Below are 17304 nucleotides of genomic sequence, written 5' to 3' on the forward strand. Positions count from 1 at the left end.
AGTCGAGATTTGCAGTCGGTATCAGTACCCGTGGGCAACGCTGTTTGCTTCATTCAAAGCATAAAAAAGTATAGCACTGCATATCATTCAGGCATGGGGGCGGGATGCAGGCGGTCTGATGCTTCGCCCGGTTTTTTGTGCCCGGAATGTGGGGGGCGGGCCATTTCTCTGATCCACCCCAAAGCCTTATCTAATCCGTCGAAAGTCACTCCTTGCCGGCCCCCATCTCCCTATCCTCGAACGCGGAGCGCACCGCCTCTATGACACGTTCAGCCATGGCCTCATCTTCAAGCTGCGGATACCCTTTCTTTAGCTTGCCGGACACCACCCAGCCATTCTCCTTGATGGAACGGATAATGCGGTTCGCGTCCTGGTCTGGCATCTCCAGCACCTCTTTCAGTTGCTCCTGAGCTCGCTGAAAGATCACCAGTACTTTAGCTTCGTCTGCCATTTCCTTTTGGATCGTGTGCTTGACGACGCGTGCGGTGTACAGGACGTGCTCGGTCAGGTCGGGATACCGCCAGGCAAAGCATGCGTCCTCGTATTCATCGAAGATGAAGTTACTGAGAGTGCCGTCCTCGTAGGTCACGAGTTCGCCGAACCGATAGGCCGTTGCGTAGCGTCGCATGAACGGTCGCGAGAACACTTCGAGCGTACGATCGTAGCCGGCCCTGAAGTCGATCGAACTGGTAATGGTGGCTGACACCGGCAGTATCACGCCGTCCGGCACTGCCTTATCTCGAATCAAGGTGTCGTTGATCAGGAAGCGATGAATCCGGCCATTGCCGTCTCGCATGGGGTGGATATACACGAAGCCAAATGCCAACACAGCGGCACGTGCCAGTGACTCCGCACCACGCGTCGCGACCTCAAACTCAGTAAGTCCTGCCAATAGCTGAGGAAGATCTGCGAAATGGGGGGCGATGTAATGCACGATGTCCTCGCGCATTGTGGCCTGACCCACAAACACAGGAGAGCCGCGTAAGCCCAGTCCGATGGCATCACGCCCCAGGATGCCGGCTTGCAAGGAGTGCAGGCTGTCGTTGCTCAACGGGTTTTTGATGTGACCGCAGTGCTGGGCAATGACATGGGCAAAGCGCTGAATGCGATCGGCCTGGTCGGCTTCCTTCTCGATGAGAAAACTCGCGCGCGATTCCTTGAACGTCAGCCAACTGGCCGTACGCATCAGGATGTCGGAGCCATAGGCGTGATCCAACTCTTCCAATGCTTCGCGCAAATCGAATTGCAGAGCTTCCTGCACTGATGGGGTACGACGAACCAAGGGGCAGAACTCAGCCGTGCCCGGCAGGTTGTTATTGATTCGCCAGCGTCGCGTTCGCAGTGACTCGCAACGAGTCAGGTATTTTTGGGGCGAAACTGCATCGACATAGGCGCCATTGGTCACGTCAGGCACATCCAGACGTTCCCCTGTCAGCCATTCGTAAAGGAACCCGGTGCGCCGTGCGTACTGGCCGAAAGGCTCTCGTCGACACCAGTCTTCGATAGGCTGCGGGCCTATCGCCGCAAACAGGCGAGAGAAGAACTCAAGATGAATCTCTTCGTACTTCAGACCGAATTCGAAATGCCCTGCGAAATCGTCTTCGGGCCTGTAACTTGGCGGGTACCGGTTCTCCACATTCCCGTCACTCTCGCGGCTGAGACGTGCAGTGCCGATCTCAGACTCGACACGCAGAGGCTGTGCAAGTGCGATGTCGTAGCGATCGGCGAGGGCCTTGAAACCGACTGGCATTGACGAATTCCTTAACAGGGCAATGAAAACGCTAATAAAACACCAATATGGCGCGAAAACGTTAATTTCCTGCGACGCGAAAATACTAATCCTGTGTGAATTTTGATACTAAAACTGTCATTCCACAAAAAAACGTTAACGAATCTCAGCTTAGTCGTAACGGCCCTAAGGGCAAAAGGCAATTCCACCAAACCCCAGACACAAAAAAACCGGCCATCAAGGCCGGTTTTTTCTTTACCTGCATCCCCCGTCAAAAAACGACGTGAGATTGAAATTCGATTGGAGCGGGTGAAGGGAATCGAACCCTCGTTATCAGCTTGGGAAGCTGGAGTAATGCCATTATACGACACCCGCTCAGAGCGGCTGACTTTGTACCAGATGTGCGCGTGGAAATGAAGTTTTTCTTTGTGCGCGATGCGTTTAGCGCAAGGGAAACGGTCTATCGCGGGCAAGCCTTGCGCCTACAGGAATGCATTCAACACTGTAGGGCGAAGCTTGCTCGCGATGACGCTGTTTCAGATGGCCAATGCATGTTGGTCCTGGACGTAGTGATAACGCGGTCGACTTTCGTGTTGCGAAGGTTTCAAGAAGCCCAGCAATGCGTTGCGGCTGTCTCGGCAAGCAGATTTGTGTTCCATGTCGAGAAAGTGGCCGGTGGCCTGCAGGGTGGTGAAAGTAGCGTGTTGCACGTGGTTGGCGAACAGTTGAGCGCCGTCGGCAGCGGTGTACTCGTCCCATTCGCCGTTCATGAACAGCACCGGCACGTTGATTTTCTCCGCGGCTTTGAAGAAGCACTGGCGATCACTTTGCAGCAGATCGCTGATGTGGAAGTGCATCTGCCCGTATTCATGCTCGGCCAGGGAACTGACGTGCCGATAATTGAAGCGCTTGAACAGTGTCGGCAGGTGTTTGCCGATGGTGCTGTTCACCAGGTTGCCGACCCGGTCACCGTCCCGGCTGCCGAGGTAATCGATGCCGCGCTCGAGGTAATCGAGCATGTGCGCGTTGATCTCCGGAGAGAACGAGCTGATCACGGCTTTCTCGATGCGTCGTGGCTGGTGGGCCAGGGCGACCAGGGTCGCGGCGCCACCCCAGGAAAACGACAGCACGTGTTCGGCGGCGAAGTGGTCGATCAGCTCGAGGAGGATCTGCCCTTCGATTTCCTTGGTCAGCAATTTCTCGTGCAGGTTGTGGGCTTTCGACTTGCCCGCGTAGGGCTGGTCGTAGCAGACCACATTGAACTGCGGGTGAAGGTTTTTCACGGTTTGTGCAAACGACGCAGTCGTGGCCATCGAGCCGTTGACCAGAATAATGGTCTTTTCTGCGGCGTCTGCGCGATAGAACTCCGTGTAAACCCGGTACTGACCCTGTATATCCAGCACAGCGATTTCTGGCCTCATGTCATAAGACTCCAAGCAAGCGGGTATGCGCGCAAATGAGATTGCACGAGTTTTGTGACAGGTAGGCATACGCCTGGAATTTGGAGGCCCATGTCGATCCAATGCAGTCCGGTCGACGGGTATTGTTATTGGCGGGCAGTCTGCCGGGGGAAAGCGGAACCTGAGGGTTCTCTACCGGCAAAAAGTTTCTTAGAAGTATGTTGTGACTCGTCGGTCACATTTCGGCCGACGTCCTGATTCAAGCAGGGGTCACGTCATCGCGCAAGTATCTTTGGCAAATTGTTCGACAACTTCTGCTGAGCGGTCGCCTGCTTAGATCAATTGAATCTCTTCGGTGCGTAACGCGCGGTACTCGCCCGGTTTCAGGGCACTGTCGAGCACCAGCGGGCCCATGCTTTCGCGGTGCAGGCGCAGCACCTTGTTGTCGAAATGGCCGAACATACGCTTCACCTGGTGGTAACGACCCTCGACGATGCTCAGTCGTGCGGACTTGGGGCTGAGCACGTCCAGCCCGGCGGGTTGGGTGGTGAGGTCTTCGAAAGCGAAGTACAGGCCTTCGGTGAATTTCAATGCGTATTGCGGGCCAATCTCTTGCTCGGTTTCTACGTAGTAGACCTTGGGCAGTTTGGTTTGCGGCTGGGTCAGGCGTCGCGACCAGCTGCCATCATTGGTGATCAGCATCAGGCCGGTGGTGTTGAAGTCCAGGCGCCCGGCGATGTGCAGGTCCTCCTTGTCCGGCTCATGGATCAGGTCGAGCACGGTCGGGTGTTGCGGATCTCGGGTGGCGCTGACGCAGCCAGACGGTTTGTGCAGCATGAAGTAGCGTGCAGGCTTGCCGACTTGCAGCAGCTCATCGTCGACTTCCACACGGCTGAATTCCAGTACGTCGGCGTGGGGGTCGCTGACGACTTTTCCGTCGATCCTGACGCGCTTTTCCACCAGCAACAGACGCACCTGCTTACGGTTGAAGCGCGGCAGGTTGCTGAGGAAACGGTCAATGCGCATGACGAGGGATCGGTAGGAAAGGGGCGCGTATCTTACGTGATCGGTTGTGCGGTTGCTTACAGCTGCGCCTCGACTTGCGCGCAGCGTGGGCACAAACAGGATTTGTCACGCAGTTCGGGCGGCAGCGCTTCGAGCACCGCCGGGTCGATGCTGACGCCATAGCACCAGCAGGCCCGATCGGCGGTTCGCGGGTCGGCCAGGGTGCAGTCGTTGGAGGCGCCGCAGGCCGGGCAGAAATCTTGCTTGTTCATTTAGGGGTATGCATAACTGGAGTGAGGCATTTCCACGCAGGTGCGGTTACGGCCGGCTTGCTTGGCCCGGTACATCGCATGATCCGCCCTTGAGAGCAGCGTGTGCAAGGTGTCATCGGTCTGCAGTGTGGTCAAGCCGATGCTGACGGTCAGCTGCAAGGCCTTATCGTTGTAGGCATAACGCTGTTGTTCGATATGCCGACGAATTTTCTCTGCGACCATCAGACCGGTCTCACCATCGGTGTCCTTGAGCAACACGATAAATTCCTCCCCGCCCCAACGGCAGACGATGTCGGAGTGCCGCAGGCAACTCTCCAGATCCCGTGCAAAGCCGATCAGCACCTGGTCGCCGGCAAGGTGACCGTAGGTGTCGTTCAACGCCTTGAAGTGGTCCAGATCCAGCAGCAACGCGGTCAGCGGTTTGGGCTCGCGCAGGGCTTCGTGCATGGCTTGCGCCGCCAACAGGTCGAAACCGCGGCGGTTCGGCAATTCGGTCAGGCTGTCGAGGATCGCCTGGGCCTGGATCTTGCCCTGGTAACGCTTGATCACCCGGTTGAGCAGGGCCAGCACAATTAGCGTGACGATCAGACAGATCAAGAGGTTGAGGTACAGCGACTGGCGGATTTCACTGAGGGCGCTGTCTTCGCGTTTGTCGACGAACAAGTACCAGTTCAGCTCCGGGATGAAACGCACATTGAGGAAATGTCCCTGGCCCTGGGCGGAATATTCGTAGCTGCCGCTGTGGGGCTTGGGCAACTGACTGACGAGGCTTTTCATGCTGTCGAGTTCGCCGAGGCGCTGCCCGATCTTCGCGCCTTGCGGGCCGCCCTCGGCTCCGGTGAGCACCAGGCGTCCGAAATTGTCGACGAAGTACACACTGCGCTGGTAGCGCTGCTGATACTTGTCGATCAGCTTGATCACCGCATCGACTGTAAGACCGACGCCGGCCGCGCCGATGAAACGGTTGTTGTAGTCGTAGACCTTGTAGTTGATGAAGAAGGTCAGGTTGTCCTGGTTGGCAAGGTCCGGGTCGACATTGATCTCGTAGGGATCGGCCATGTCCCGTACGCGGAAATACCACGCATCGCGGGGTTCAGTGGCTTTGACCTGTTTGAGTACGCCCTTGGCGTGGTAGTAGGTGAGGCTGGTGTTGGAGACGAAAAATGCGGTGTAGGCGCCGTAGTGGGTCATGACCTCGTTGAGGTAGCGGGTCATTTTTTCGGGGTCTTGCTCGCCGTTTACCACCCAGTCACGCATGAAGGTATCGCGGGACATCATCGAGGAAATCAGGATCGGTCTGACGAGGTCTTTCTGGATTTCCGAGTAGACCGTGTCCGACGTGAGCGGCAGTTCGGTGTTGACGATGCTGTCACGGATCGACGCTCGCGAGGCGTAGTAACTGAGGAAGGACGTGGCGAGAAAACCTGCGCCCAGCAGCGCGATCAGCGTGAGGACCAACGAACGTTGCGAATACAGCGACGAGCGAAGCGGCATGACGATTCCGTTGGCAGTGACCCGATGGCAGGCATTCTAATGGCACTGCCGGGAAATAACTGCTGCATTTGTGGGGGGAATGGTGTCAGGTAGGGCCACCCCTCACCCCAGCCCTCTCCCCATAGGGGAGAGGGGAAAGGGAGCAGATTTGTATGTTGTTCAAAACCAGAGTTCGGCTCGATATTTCAGGTCGCTGTAGCTCAAACAAACACCTCGGTCAGTCCCCTCTACCCCTTGGGGAGAGGGTTAGGGTGAGGGGTGGATTCCGGATCAGACACGAGTCTCCAGATACGCACGCCACCCACCAAGGTGACTAATATCCACCGCCCCCTCCAACCCATACGCCTCACAAATAAACCCGCTCTCCCAACGCCCATCCGCCAATTGCACCTTGCCCAATCCCAGCGGTGCCGGAATCCCGGTCAAAAACGAACCCAATTCGCGGCTCGGCAGTTCCCAAACCTCCACGGCAATAGCCACACCTCCATCCTTCACACGAACCATCCCGGGACGAAACGTCGGGCCGCCGGCCAAGGCATACAGTTGATAGTCCGGCGAGCTGAATGTCGTCTCGACCAGTCGGGCCCCGCGCTGCTTGAGCTGCCAATTCAGCGCCAGCCCATCCAGATGCGCGCCACACACCACCAATCGCGCCAGGTCATTGCGCGCGACAGCCGTCGGCGCAGGCGCGAGCAAACCTTGCTGACGCTGCAAGGCATCCGCCACACCCAACAAATACTGATCAGTAAACGCCCGCCCGAACAACGTCACGCCCCAAGGCAAACCATTGCCCATGAAACCGCTGGGTACGGCGACGGCGGCGTAATCGAGCAGGTTCATGAAATTGGTGTAGTAGCCCAGTTCCGAATTACGCAGCACCGGCTCGGCGTTCAGTTCCGCCAGCGTGACGGAGCGGCCGATGGTGGGTGTGAGCACGCAGTCGAGGTCGTTGAGTGCCTGATCGCACAGGGCTTTCAGCGCTTGCAGCCGGTACTGGGCGCGGAAGGTTTGCACGCCGCTCACCGCCGGCGCCTTGGCCAGCACCGCGCGGATCACCGGCAGTACGGCTTGAGGATTTTGTTCCATCAATTTGCCGGCGACGCTGTAGCGCTCGGCCACCCACGGCCCTTCATAGAGCAACCGCGCCGCTTCAAGGAACGGCGACAAATCCAGTTCCACGGCTTCACCGCCCAACGCCTTGAGCTGATCGATGGCATCACCAAACAACAGCGGACCCTCAGGGCAGCCGAAGAACTGCAGATCCTGAACACGCGGCACGCCAAAGCGGAAGGGGCGAGGTGCACCAAACGCCGAGCCGTCATTCCACAACGGATTGCTACGGCTGTATTCATCGCGGGGATCAAGGTGCGCAGTGAGCGCGAGCAACTGACTGGCTTCCCGAGCGGTTGCGGTGAACGTGGTCACGCAATCGAGAGTGCGACACGCCGGGATCACACCGGCCGTGGAGATCAACCCTTTGGTGGCTTTCAACCCCACCAGATTGTTCAGCGCTGCCGGCACGCGCCCGGAGCCCGCCGTGTCGGTGCCGAGGGAGAAACTCGCCACGCCGAGCGCCACCGCCAGCGACGATCCGGCACTGGAACCGCCCGACGGATACTCCGGCAACACGCTGTTCGGGCACACGCCATACGGTGAGCGACTGCCGTTAAGCCCGGTGGCGAATTGATCAAGATTGGTCTTGCCCAACGGAATCGCGCCCAGCGCCAGCAATTGCTCGACGATGGTCGCCGAGCGTTCCGGCACGTAGGCAAACGCCGGGCACGCTGCGGTGGTGGGAATACCCGCCAGGTCGATGTTGTCCTTGATCGCGAATGGCACGCCGAACAGCGGCAAGCTATCGGGGTCGCGACCGTCGAGTGCGGCGAGGTAAGGTTCCAGTTCTTCAACACTGAGCAAGTGGATGAACAGGTGATAATCCGGGTTCAGCGCCGCGGCTTTATCGCGCAGGCTCAGCAGCAATTGCCGATGTGCGATGCTGCCGTCGCGATAGGCGTTGCGCAGGGCGTCGAGTTGCAGATTGATGTTCATGGCGTTAATCCTTTTCAAAATGGGTTCAGTCGAGTTCCAGCACCACGACGCGCTGTCCGGCGCGCACCGCCGAACCCGGTTGCACGCGAATCTCGCGTACCACTCCGGCCATGGGTGCGAGCAATGGGATTTCCATCTTCATCGACTCCAGAATCACCAGCACATCACCGGCGGCGACGCGGCTGCCGGTCTCCACCTGAACCTGCCAGAGGTTGCCGGCGATGTGGCTGTCGACGCTCTGCTGACCGCTGGCCAGCGGCGCGTCTTCGGTCACTTGCGGGACAAGTTCTTCGCTGTCGAAATGCGCCTGGCCACTGGCAATCCAGCGCTCGCGCTCGGCGTTGAACGCGCCTTTTTGCTGATCGCGAAACGCGGCAATGCTCTCGGCTTCTTTCGTCAGGAAGGCTTGGTAATCCGCCAGATTCAGCTGACTTTGCTCGATGTTCAGGTCGAAGCGCCCGAGTGGGAAATCCCGTCGAATGCGCAGCAGTTCATCGGCACTGACCGGGTAGAACCGGATCTGATCGAAGAAGCGCAGCAGCCATGGTTTGCCATCGAATGCGGCGACCTCGCGATAGCGATTCCACATCTGCAAAGTGCGGCCGACGAACTGATAACCGCCAGGGCCTTCCATGCCGTACACGCACATGTACGCGCCACCGATGCCCACCGAGTTTTCCGCGGTCCAGGTGCGGGCCGGGTTGTACTTGGTGGTCACCAGACGATGCCGCGGGTCGAGTGGCGTGGCGACCGGTGCACCGAGGTAGACGTCGCCCAGGCCCATCACCAGGTAGCTGGCGTCGAACACCGTGCGCTGCACTTCGTCGAGGTTTGGCAGGTCGTTGATGCGGCGGATGAACTCCAGATTGCTCGGGCACCACGGGGCGTCCTTGCGCACGGTGGTCATGTATTTTTCGATCGCCAACTGGCAGGCCGGGTCGTCCCAGGACAGCGGCAAATGCACGATGCGCGAGGGCACTTGCAGGTCCTTGGCGGCGCACACGGCGTCCCATTCGCCGGCGACGATGCCGAGCAGATCGGCCAGCGGCAGTTGTTCGGGTTGGTAGTGCACTTGCAGCGAGCGGATGCCGGGTGTCAGGTCGATGACGCCGTGCAGGTTTTGGCTTTCCAGTGCTTGCATCAGGGCGTGGGCGCGGAAGCGCAGGACCAGGTCCAACTCAGGTGCGCCGATCTCTAGCAATAAGTGAGTATCTCCCGACAATCTGGCAACCAGCCGCGTATCCTCCTGACCCAAGTCCAAAACCACAGGCGACACAATCCCCTGTAGGAGCGAGCCTGCTCGCGATAGCGGTGTGTCAGTCACATCAATGTTGGCTGTACTGCCGCCATCGCGAGCAGGCTCACTCCTACAGGGGGGATTCCATTTCAAGGCGAGGTTGCGGGCGGTCTTCAGGTCGACGGGGAGGAACTGCACTTTGTCGCCAGCCTTGAGCTGGCCCAGCTGCCAAAGATCCGCCTCGATCACCGTCACCGGGCAGACAAACCCGCCGAGGCTCGGGCCGTCGGGACCGAGGATGACCGGCATGTCACCGGTGAAATCCACTGCACCAATGGCGTACGGGTTGTCATGAATATTCGACGGATGCAGACCCGCCTCGCCACCATCGGCACGTACCCATTCCGGCTTCGGCCCGATCAACCGCATACCGGTCCGGCTGGAGTTGAAATGCACTTCCCACTGGGTGGCGAAGAAGGTGCCGATGTAGTTTTCGGTGAAGTATTGCGGTGCGCCATGAGGGCCGTAGATCACCCGGATCTGCCGCAGAACGGGCAACTCGGTGAGCTGTTCTGCAGCCAGTTGTTGACCGGCGCTGCGGTCGCTCAAGGTCGGTATATGCAACACGTCGCCAGCCCGCAATGCACGCCCGCCATGCCCGCCAAACTGGCCGAGGGTGAAGGTACTTTTGCTGCCCAGATAATCCGGCACTTGCAGGCCACCACGCAGGCACAAATAGCTGCGAGCGCCTGCGCCGGCAATCGTGCCGAGGCTCAAAGTCGCCCCTGCCGGAACCAGCAGCGCGGTGTTCATCGGTACCGTTTCACCGTTTAGCGCCAATGGAATCATCGCGCCTGTGACCGCCACCACCGCATCGCAATTGAAGCGCAGCAACGGCCCGCTCATGGTGATTTCCAGTGCTGCGGCGCCTTCGTCGTTACCCAGTAAAAGGTTGCCCAGACGCAACGCGCGACTGTCCATCGGCCCTGATGGCGGCACGCCTACCGCCCAATATCCAAGGCGCCCCGGATAGTCCTGAACGCTGGTTTGGGTACCGGCGCTGAGCACTTCAAACGTGTTGGCCTGATACACCAGACCTTCCAGGCAACGGGTCCACGGCTGACCGCTGGCGAAGGGCGCATCGAGCAGAATCTGCCGCAAATAATCGCGGTTGGTTTCCACCCCGTAGAGCAGGCTGTCGCCCAATGCCTGATGCAGATCGGCAGCGGCTTGTTCACGGCTCGGCGCCCAACTGATGACTTTGGCAATCATCGGATCGAAGTACGGCGGGATCTCGCAACCGGCCTCAACCCAGGTGTCGATGCGCAGGTGTTTGCCATCGGCGGTGGGGAAGTTCACGGCGGTCAGCAAGCCTGGGCTCGGCTGAAAATCCCGCCCCGGGTCTTCCGCGTAAAGCCGTGCCTGAATTGCATGGCCGCAGGCTTTCAAGCCTTGGCTCAACATGCTCAGCGGCGGCAAATCACCCGCCGCCAGTTCCACCATCCAGCGCACCAGATCCACGCCCCAGACTTGCTCGGTGACGCCGTGCTCCACCTGCAAACGGGTGTTCACTTCGAGAAAGTAGAAGCGCTGAGTCTCGCTGTCGAAGACGAATTCAACAGTGCCGGCACTGCGGTAATTCACCGCTTTGGCCAGTTTGATCGCCGCCGCACACAGCGCTTCGGCCATGCCCTCGGGCAGGTTCGGCGCCGGGGTTTCTTCGAGGACTTTCTGGTTGCGCCGCTGCACCGAACAGTCGCGCACGCCGAGGGCAATCACTTCACCATGGCCGTCGCCGAACACCTGGACTTCCAGATGCCGGGCGCGCTGGATGTACTTTTCGATGAACACCCCGGCGTCGCTGAAGTTGTTCTGGCCGAGGCGTTTGACGGCTTCAAAAGATTCGCTCAACTCGACCGCACTGCGACACACGCGCATGCCGATGCCACCACCGCCGGCGGTACTTTTGAGCATCACCGGGTAGCCGACCTGTTCGCCGGCAATCAGTGCTGCGTCGAGGCTGTCGAGCAACTCGGTGCCTTCGAGCATCGGCACGCCGTGTTGCTTGGCCAAGGCGCGGGCGGTGTGCTTGAGGCCGAACACTCGCAGCTGCTCTGGCGTCGGGCCGATGAAGGCGATGTTGGCGGCTTGGCACGCTTCGGCGAACGCGGCGTTTTCCGAGAGAAAACCGTAGCCCGGATGGATCGCCGTGGCGCCGGTGGATTTGGCGATGGCGAGGATTTTCTCCACTGCCAGATAGGTGCCGGCGGCTGCGCCTTCACCAAGGCTGTGGGCTTCATCGGCTTGCAAGATGTGCAGGCTGGCGGCATCGGCTTCGGAGTAAACGGCAACGCCCTGGACCTGCAACTGACGCAGGGTGCGCAGGATGCGACAGGCAATGGCGCCACGGTTGGCAATCAGGACTTTTTCGAACATGGCATAACCCCTGGAGGGGATGCGGGCCGTCCCGCAGTTTTTCTTGATGCATCCGGGCCGTCCCGGATGAAAAATCGGATTTCTCAAACGCCGCCGTTCCCCTGTAGGAGTGAGCCTGCTCGCGATAGCGGTGGGTCAGTCGACATCAAAGGTGACTTTGCTGACGCCATCGCGAGCAGGCTCACTCCTACATTGGGATTGCGGTGTTCTTATTTTTTCAGGCATTGGCCTGAACGGGCCTGGCACAGGGCAAACAACCATCTACGCAACCGCGAGAATTTCAGTTCCATACCAGCAGCTCCGCAGGAGTGGGGTTGTAGGCGTTGCACGGGTTGTTCAGTTGCGGGCAATTGGAGATCAGCACGATCACGTCCATCTCGGCCCGCAGATCGACGTACTTGCCCGGCGCCGAGATGCCGTCTTCAAACGTCAGCCCGCCATCCGCCGTGACCGGTACGTTCATGAAGAAGTTGATGTTCGACCCGATGTCGCCCTTGACCAGTCGCCCGTCGTGCACACAGGCGCGCAGGTAGTTGTCGCGGCAGCTGTGCATGTAGCGTTTCTCCAACGCATAACGCACGGTGTTGCTCTCTTGCGCGCAGGCACCGCCGAGGGTGTCGTGACGGCCGCAGGTGTCGGCAACGATGGTCAGCATCGGCTTGCCGAGGTTGGAATACAGCACGCTGCCGGTGCTCAGGTAGACGCTGTTCTGTCGGCGCAACGTGCGTTGCACGTCATAGCGTTCCTTTGGGTTGGCAACGCTGTAGAACAACGTGTCGACAGCCTGATTGCCTTCCAGATCGAGGATGCGCAAGGTCTGGCCAGCCTTGACCTCCATCAGCCACGGTTCGCCGGCCGGGATGGTGGCGCGGTAGATCGCGGTTTCGGGCAGCTGTTGAGTGGTAGCGATTGCAAGTGACATGGCAGCGATCCTCAGGCGAACAGACGGTCGGTGTTGATGAAGCCGCGCTCGTTTTCCGGGCGCGAGGTGCGGCAGTGTTCGGCGACGCTGGCGTCAGCGTTCATCCAGCTCAACTTCAATGGTTTCGGCGCGTACTCAGGCGAAGGGTCCATCGGATGTTGCAGAGCGGTGAGCACCACCAGCGTGTCCATCGGCGCATACAACTCGATGTAGTCGCCGGCCCTGGAATTGCCTTCGACGAAGTGAAAACCCCCGGCCTCATCGACGTTCACCCGGCTAAACAAATTGAGCGTCATCAGCAGGTCGGACAGACCCAAACTCCACTTGCCCAGCTCCACCAACAGGTTGTCGGTGCCGTTGCGGAAGAAGCCGTTGCGCAGTTCCTGATAGCGCCCCTCGCCGTATTTTTCTGCGACCTCTTCAGCGCAGAGCACACCGCCGAGGCTGTCGCTCCAGCCGCAGGTGTCAGCAGTGATGGCGGCCAGCACGCGGCCCATGTCCGAATACAGGCAATGGCCGCTGGTGAGTTTGGCGGTGTGTTGGCATTTGAGGCTGTCAGGCAGGTTCAGGCGTTCGGTTTTTTCGTTGGCGTTGAGCAGCGTCAGACTGACGTTGGCGCCACCGCGCAGGTCGGTCAGGCGCAGCAGTTGGCCGCGTTTCAACACGAAGGAACGATGGCCGCCACCGGGGAGCACTTCTTCGGCGAAGGGCGGGAACAGTTGAGTCGAATCAGTCATTTCAAAATTCCTCTAAGCGATACGAAGCGTGCCCGCCAGCGCTTCAGGCAGGGCGTCGACGGCGGCGCGATTCACGCGGCGGTCGCTGTTCAAAGGGATGTCGTAAGTGATGCGCGCGCCATAGGCGCCGGGGGCGTGTGGATCAACGCGGACCTTGTCGAAAACCAGCAGGCGGGTGCCGAGGCTGAAGCCTTCGGACAGGTCGTGGGTGACCATGAACACCGTCAGTTGCGTCTCGCGCCACAGCTCCAGAAGCAGGCCGTGCATGTCTTTGCGGATGCCTGGATCGAGGGCGCCGAACGGTTCGTCGAGCAGCAACACGCGCGGTTTCATGATCAGCGCCTGGGCAATCGCCAGTCGTTGTTGCATGCCGCCGGAGAGTTGCGCCGGGTACTTGTCCAGCGAGTGACCGAGACCGACTTTGTGCAGCAACACTGAGGCTTGTTCGCGTGCGTCTTTTTTAGCGCTGCCGAACAACCGCCCGAGCAGCGGCGAACGTGGCAGTTCAAGGCCCAGGGCGACGTTGTCCAGCACCGTTAAATGTGGGAACACCGAGTAGCGCTGGAACACCACGCCACGGCTGGCATCCGGCTCGCCAGCCAGGGCCTGGCCATCCAACAGAATCTCGCCGCGACTGGCGCGTTCCTGTCCCAGCAACAACCGCAGGAAGGTCGACTTGCCGCAACCCGACGCACCGACCAAGGTGCAGAACTCACCCTCGTTGACGTTCAGGTTCAGCCCTTCGAGCACCACCTGATCAGCGTATTGCTGCCAGACATTTTTCACCGTGATGAAGCTCATGCGCGGGCCCCTTCATACCAAGGAAACGCCCGTTGGGTCAGGCGCTTGAGGCCCCAATCCATCAGCCAGGCGAGCAGGGTGATCCAGACCACGTAGGGCAAAATCACGTCCATCGCCAGGTAGCGGCGCACCAGGAAAATCCGGTAGCCGAGGCCGTCGGTGGAGGCGATGGCTTCGGCGGCGATCAGGAACAACCACGCCGAACCCAGCATCAGCCGCAGTGAGATCAACAAGCGTGGCAACAGTTGCGGCAGCACCACTCGTAGCATCAGCGTCCAGGTCGAAGCGCCGAGGGTCTGGGCCTTGATCAGCAACTCGACGGGAATTTCCCGGGCGCGTTGCTCCAGATCACGGGCCAGGCACGGGGTGATGCCGATCACGATCAGCATCACTTTCGACAACTCCCCCAGGCCGAACACGATGAACAGAATCGGCAGAATCGCCAGCGGCGGTACCATCGACAGCACCGTCAGCAACGGCGATAAAGGCGCGCCAAACAGCGGCAGCGTACCGGCGGCGATACCCAGGCACAGCCCGGCCAGCGCACTGATGCCGAGGCCGATGGCCAAGCGTCGCAGGCTCGATGCGGTGTCTTGCCACAACACGTATTCACCGGTGCGGGTGTCGGCGGTGAACGCCAGGCGTTTCACCGCGTCGGTCATCTGCACGGCGCTCGGCAGCAGCTTGTCATTGGGGTTGTCCGTCAGCCGCTCGGCCGAGCCCATGAAGTAGGCAAACAGCACCAGGGCGAACGGCAGGATCACCAAAAGCAGGCGACTCGGGCGATCCGGGTGGCGATTGATCAGGCGCATGGCCAGGTCCTCCTGATTACAGCTTGGCGTCGGCAGCCATCTGCACGTAGGTCGGGTCGAAGCGCAGCTTGAGGTTGGTCTTGTCGCCGCTGGTCACGCCATTGGCGAACGCCATGCCGACCGCGCTGGTGTCCTTGGCGCCTTCACCCAGCAAGCCGTGCTGGAACGAGAATTCGGCCACCTTGCGCATGGTTTCCGGCAGTTGCTTGCTGGTGGAGAACGCCAGGGCTTCCTTGGGGGTGGCGAACAATTTGGTGGTGTCCAGTTGCGCCTGGAAACCGGCCAGATCGGTGCCGGAAGCTTTAGCCATGTGTTCGAGCGCGGCTTTGCTGGCGGCGTTTTTCGCGTTCATCAACTCGACCACTTCAAACCAGGCACCGGTCAGCGCTTTGCCCAGGGCCGGGTTGTCTTTGAGGGTCGATGAGTTGACCACCATCATGTCCATGATTTCGCCGGGGATCTGGCTGGAGTTGAACACTTCGGTCACCGCAGGCTTGGCCTTGATGTCCGAAAGCATCGGGTTCCAGGTGGTGACGGCGTTGACTTGATCGGTGTTGAAGGCTGCCGATATGTCGGCGTCGGAGGTGTTGACCACTTTCAGGTCTTTCTCGGTGAGATCGACCGAATCCAGCGCCCGGGCCAGCAGGTAGTGGGAAACCGAGAGCTCCACCAGATTGACGTCCATGCCTTTGAGGTCGGTGACTTTCTTGCCGTCACCCTTGAGCACGATGCCGTCGTTGCCATTGGAGAAGTCGCTGACGATCAGCGCGGTGCTGTCGACGCCACCGGCTGCCGGAATGGTCAGCGCATCCATGTTGGTCATGGTGCAGCCGTCGAACTGGCCAGCGGTGTATTGGTTGATGGATTCGACGTAATCATTGAGCTGCACCACATCGATCTTGATGCCGTACTTCTTTGCCCATTTGTCGACGATGCCTTGGCTGCCAGCGTATTCCCAGGGCATCCAGCCGGCGTAGATGGTCCAGCAGACGCTGAAGTGGTCTTTCTGGGCGGCCTGGGACGAGAAGCTCACGAAGGCGGCGAAAGCAGCGGCAAGCAGGGCGGGTAAACGAAGCTGGGACATGGGTGGTTCTCCAGTTGGTCAAGGGCGGGCAGGAGTCAACGCGGCACCGCGAACGGTGGCTTGTCTCCCGGGCTTTTATCCCGCCGTGTAACCTCAACTGGAGGTCGCCAACTCTCGGACCAGCCACTCGCCTTAGCGAGCCGGAACCCTAGTCAGCCATTGCAAATTGTGGTGCCGCGAACCTGTGATGACTCCTGCACGTCTTTGCTAAAGCGAGAGCCGTGCCAAGTCGGCTTGAGCGCTCTAGCGTGGGCGATTGCGCCGTTGGCGCGTTGGAGGCAGGTGGCGGCGTTGCCTTGTGATGGTGCGTGGGTGCACCGCAATGGATCGGCTTGGCCGCTGATCTGAAGGTCCGGGCGGCTCGGCACTCGGTACAACATTGCCAGTCAAAACAGATGTCAGCCGGCCTGTTCCGGTTGTGGGTCTTTCAGGAGGCCGCCATGTTTCGTCGACTGTTGCTTGGTGTTGTTCTGGGTTTTGGGCTAGCCGGCTGCTACTACTATGCCGGTGGCTATGATGTGTATTCCGAGCCTTATTACTACCCTGGCTATTCGCCCTATTCCTACTATTACGGACCGCATTATTACTATGGTCCGCGCTTTTATGGCGGCTATCGCTACTACTATTGGGGCGGGCACGGGCCACGTCATTACGGAGGTGGATATCGTGGTGGCCACCATTAATCAGCGGGTGAATGGATGACAAACCTTTCATCGGCGACTTGTTTCAATCTGTTTCAGGAACGCACCAGATTTGGAAAACGATGTCTGATCTTTCGACAGTCACCGAATAATTGACTGTCGCCTGCCAGCGTCGCTGGTGTGGCTCACTCGCGGTCCAGGAGGCCGCCATGTATCTGCGAATTCTTCTGATTGCTGTATTGGGATTGTCTCTTGGTGCATGCGTGCCTTATTCCGATGGAGGAGCCAGCTATTACCGTTCCGAGGTCTATGACGGCGGACGTTACTATTCAGGTGGCGACGGTTATTACACGCAACCACGCCGGTACTACGCACCGCCAGCTCGGTACTACCAGCCAACACCGCGGTATTACTACCAGCCGCGGGTTTATCAACCGGCACCACGCTATTACCAGCCGCAACGAGGCGACTATCGGGCCCATCAGAATCAAGGTTGGGATGGCCATAACCGTGGCGGTTGGGACGGCCGTAACCGCGGTGGAAACAACGACTATCGCGGCGGCCATGGCGGACGCGACAACCGTGGCGGAAGGGGCGACCACAATGGTCGCGGCGATCACGACGGCCGAGGCGGCCACCGGTAGTCCTCACAAAAACCTCTACAAAATAGCGGCGCATCAAGCGC

Annotated in this window: 14 protein-coding genes, 1 tRNA gene and 1 riboswitch; of the genes, 2 read left to right on the forward strand and 13 right to left on the reverse strand. The window is 59.6% G+C overall.

The genetic code is table 11. The features are described from left to right. Positions 1 to 205: 205 nt before the first annotated feature. From QF010_RS17115 to QF010_RS17175, 13 genes are all read right to left on the reverse strand, one after another. Positions 206 to 1750 (reverse strand): Fic family protein, encoded by a 1545-nt coding sequence (locus QF010_RS17115; protein ID WP_429533574.1) that lies wholly within the window; start codon positions 1748 to 1750, stop codon positions 206 to 208. Positions 1751 to 2030: 280 nt separating this feature from the next. Further along, a tRNA-Gly gene (locus QF010_RS17120) sits at positions 2031 to 2104 on the reverse strand. 161 nt (positions 2105 to 2265) lie between these two features. Continuing rightward, positions 2266 to 3150: an alpha/beta fold hydrolase gene (locus QF010_RS17125; RefSeq protein ID WP_033061402.1), complete on the reverse strand. Its 885-nt coding sequence runs from the start codon at positions 3148 to 3150 to the stop codon at positions 2266 to 2268. 312 nt (positions 3151 to 3462) lie between these two features. Next, positions 3463 to 4155, reverse strand: a complete 693-nt coding sequence (locus QF010_RS17130; RefSeq protein WP_033061404.1) for a pseudouridine synthase — start codon at positions 4153 to 4155, stop codon at positions 3463 to 3465. 56 nt (positions 4156 to 4211) lie between these two features. Continuing rightward, positions 4212 to 4406, reverse strand: coding sequence for a cysteine-rich CWC family protein (locus QF010_RS17135; RefSeq protein ID WP_429533575.1), 195 nt, complete (start codon positions 4404 to 4406; stop codon positions 4212 to 4214). Beyond that, positions 4407 to 5900: a sensor domain-containing diguanylate cyclase gene (locus tag QF010_RS17140; RefSeq protein WP_429533576.1), complete on the reverse strand. Its 1494-nt coding sequence runs from the start codon at positions 5898 to 5900 to the stop codon at positions 4407 to 4409. A 270-nt stretch (positions 5901 to 6170) separates the two neighbouring features. Continuing rightward, entirely contained in the window at positions 6171 to 7949 is a 1779-nt protein-coding gene (atzF, locus tag QF010_RS17145; RefSeq protein WP_429533577.1) for an allophanate hydrolase, read from the reverse strand. A gap of 25 nt (positions 7950 to 7974) precedes the next feature. Next, on the reverse strand, positions 7975 to 11622 hold the full coding sequence (gene uca / locus QF010_RS17150) for an urea carboxylase (RefSeq protein WP_429533578.1): 3648 nt from the start codon (positions 11620 to 11622) through the stop codon (positions 7975 to 7977). Between the two features lie 280 nt (positions 11623 to 11902). After that, on the reverse strand, positions 11903 to 12544 hold the full coding sequence (locus QF010_RS17155) for an urea amidolyase associated protein UAAP2 (RefSeq protein WP_429533579.1): 642 nt from the start codon (positions 12542 to 12544) through the stop codon (positions 11903 to 11905). An 11-nt stretch (positions 12545 to 12555) separates the two neighbouring features. Continuing rightward, positions 12556 to 13281 (reverse strand): urea amidolyase associated protein UAAP1, encoded by a 726-nt coding sequence (locus QF010_RS17160; protein WP_429533580.1) that lies wholly within the window; start codon positions 13279 to 13281, stop codon positions 12556 to 12558. Positions 13282 to 13293: 12 nt separating this feature from the next. Next, a complete protein-coding gene (locus QF010_RS17165; RefSeq protein ID WP_429533581.1) occupies positions 13294 to 14082 on the reverse strand; it encodes an ABC transporter ATP-binding protein in 789 nt (262 codons plus the stop codon). Continuing rightward, positions 14079 to 14894: an ABC transporter permease gene (locus QF010_RS17170; RefSeq protein ID WP_033054095.1), complete on the reverse strand. Its 816-nt coding sequence runs from the start codon at positions 14892 to 14894 to the stop codon at positions 14079 to 14081. The genes QF010_RS17165 and QF010_RS17170 overlap by 4 nt, the downstream gene beginning before the upstream one ends. 16 nt (positions 14895 to 14910) lie before the next feature. Then, positions 14911 to 15978, reverse strand: a complete 1068-nt coding sequence (locus tag QF010_RS17175; RefSeq protein ID WP_033054094.1) for a putative urea ABC transporter substrate-binding protein — start codon at positions 15976 to 15978, stop codon at positions 14911 to 14913. A gap of 62 nt (positions 15979 to 16040) precedes the next feature. Then, a riboswitch (guanidine-I (ykkC/yxkD leader) is annotated at positions 16041 to 16141 on the reverse strand. Between the two features lie 277 nt (positions 16142 to 16418). Here QF010_RS17175 and QF010_RS17180 point away from each other — a divergent pair. Beyond that, positions 16419 to 16661: a hypothetical protein gene (locus tag QF010_RS17180; RefSeq protein WP_429533582.1), complete on the forward strand. Its 243-nt coding sequence runs from the start codon at positions 16419 to 16421 to the stop codon at positions 16659 to 16661. A gap of 167 nt (positions 16662 to 16828) precedes the next feature. Then, positions 16829 to 17263, forward strand: coding sequence for a hypothetical protein (locus QF010_RS17185; protein WP_429533633.1), 435 nt, complete (start codon positions 16829 to 16831; stop codon positions 17261 to 17263). Positions 17264 to 17304 lie beyond the last annotated feature (41 nt).

The sequence above is a fragment of the Pseudomonas silensiensis genome (assembly GCF_050434865.1).
GTDB classification, from domain to species: Bacteria; Pseudomonadota; Gammaproteobacteria; order Pseudomonadales; family Pseudomonadaceae; genus Aquipseudomonas; species Aquipseudomonas fluorescens_W.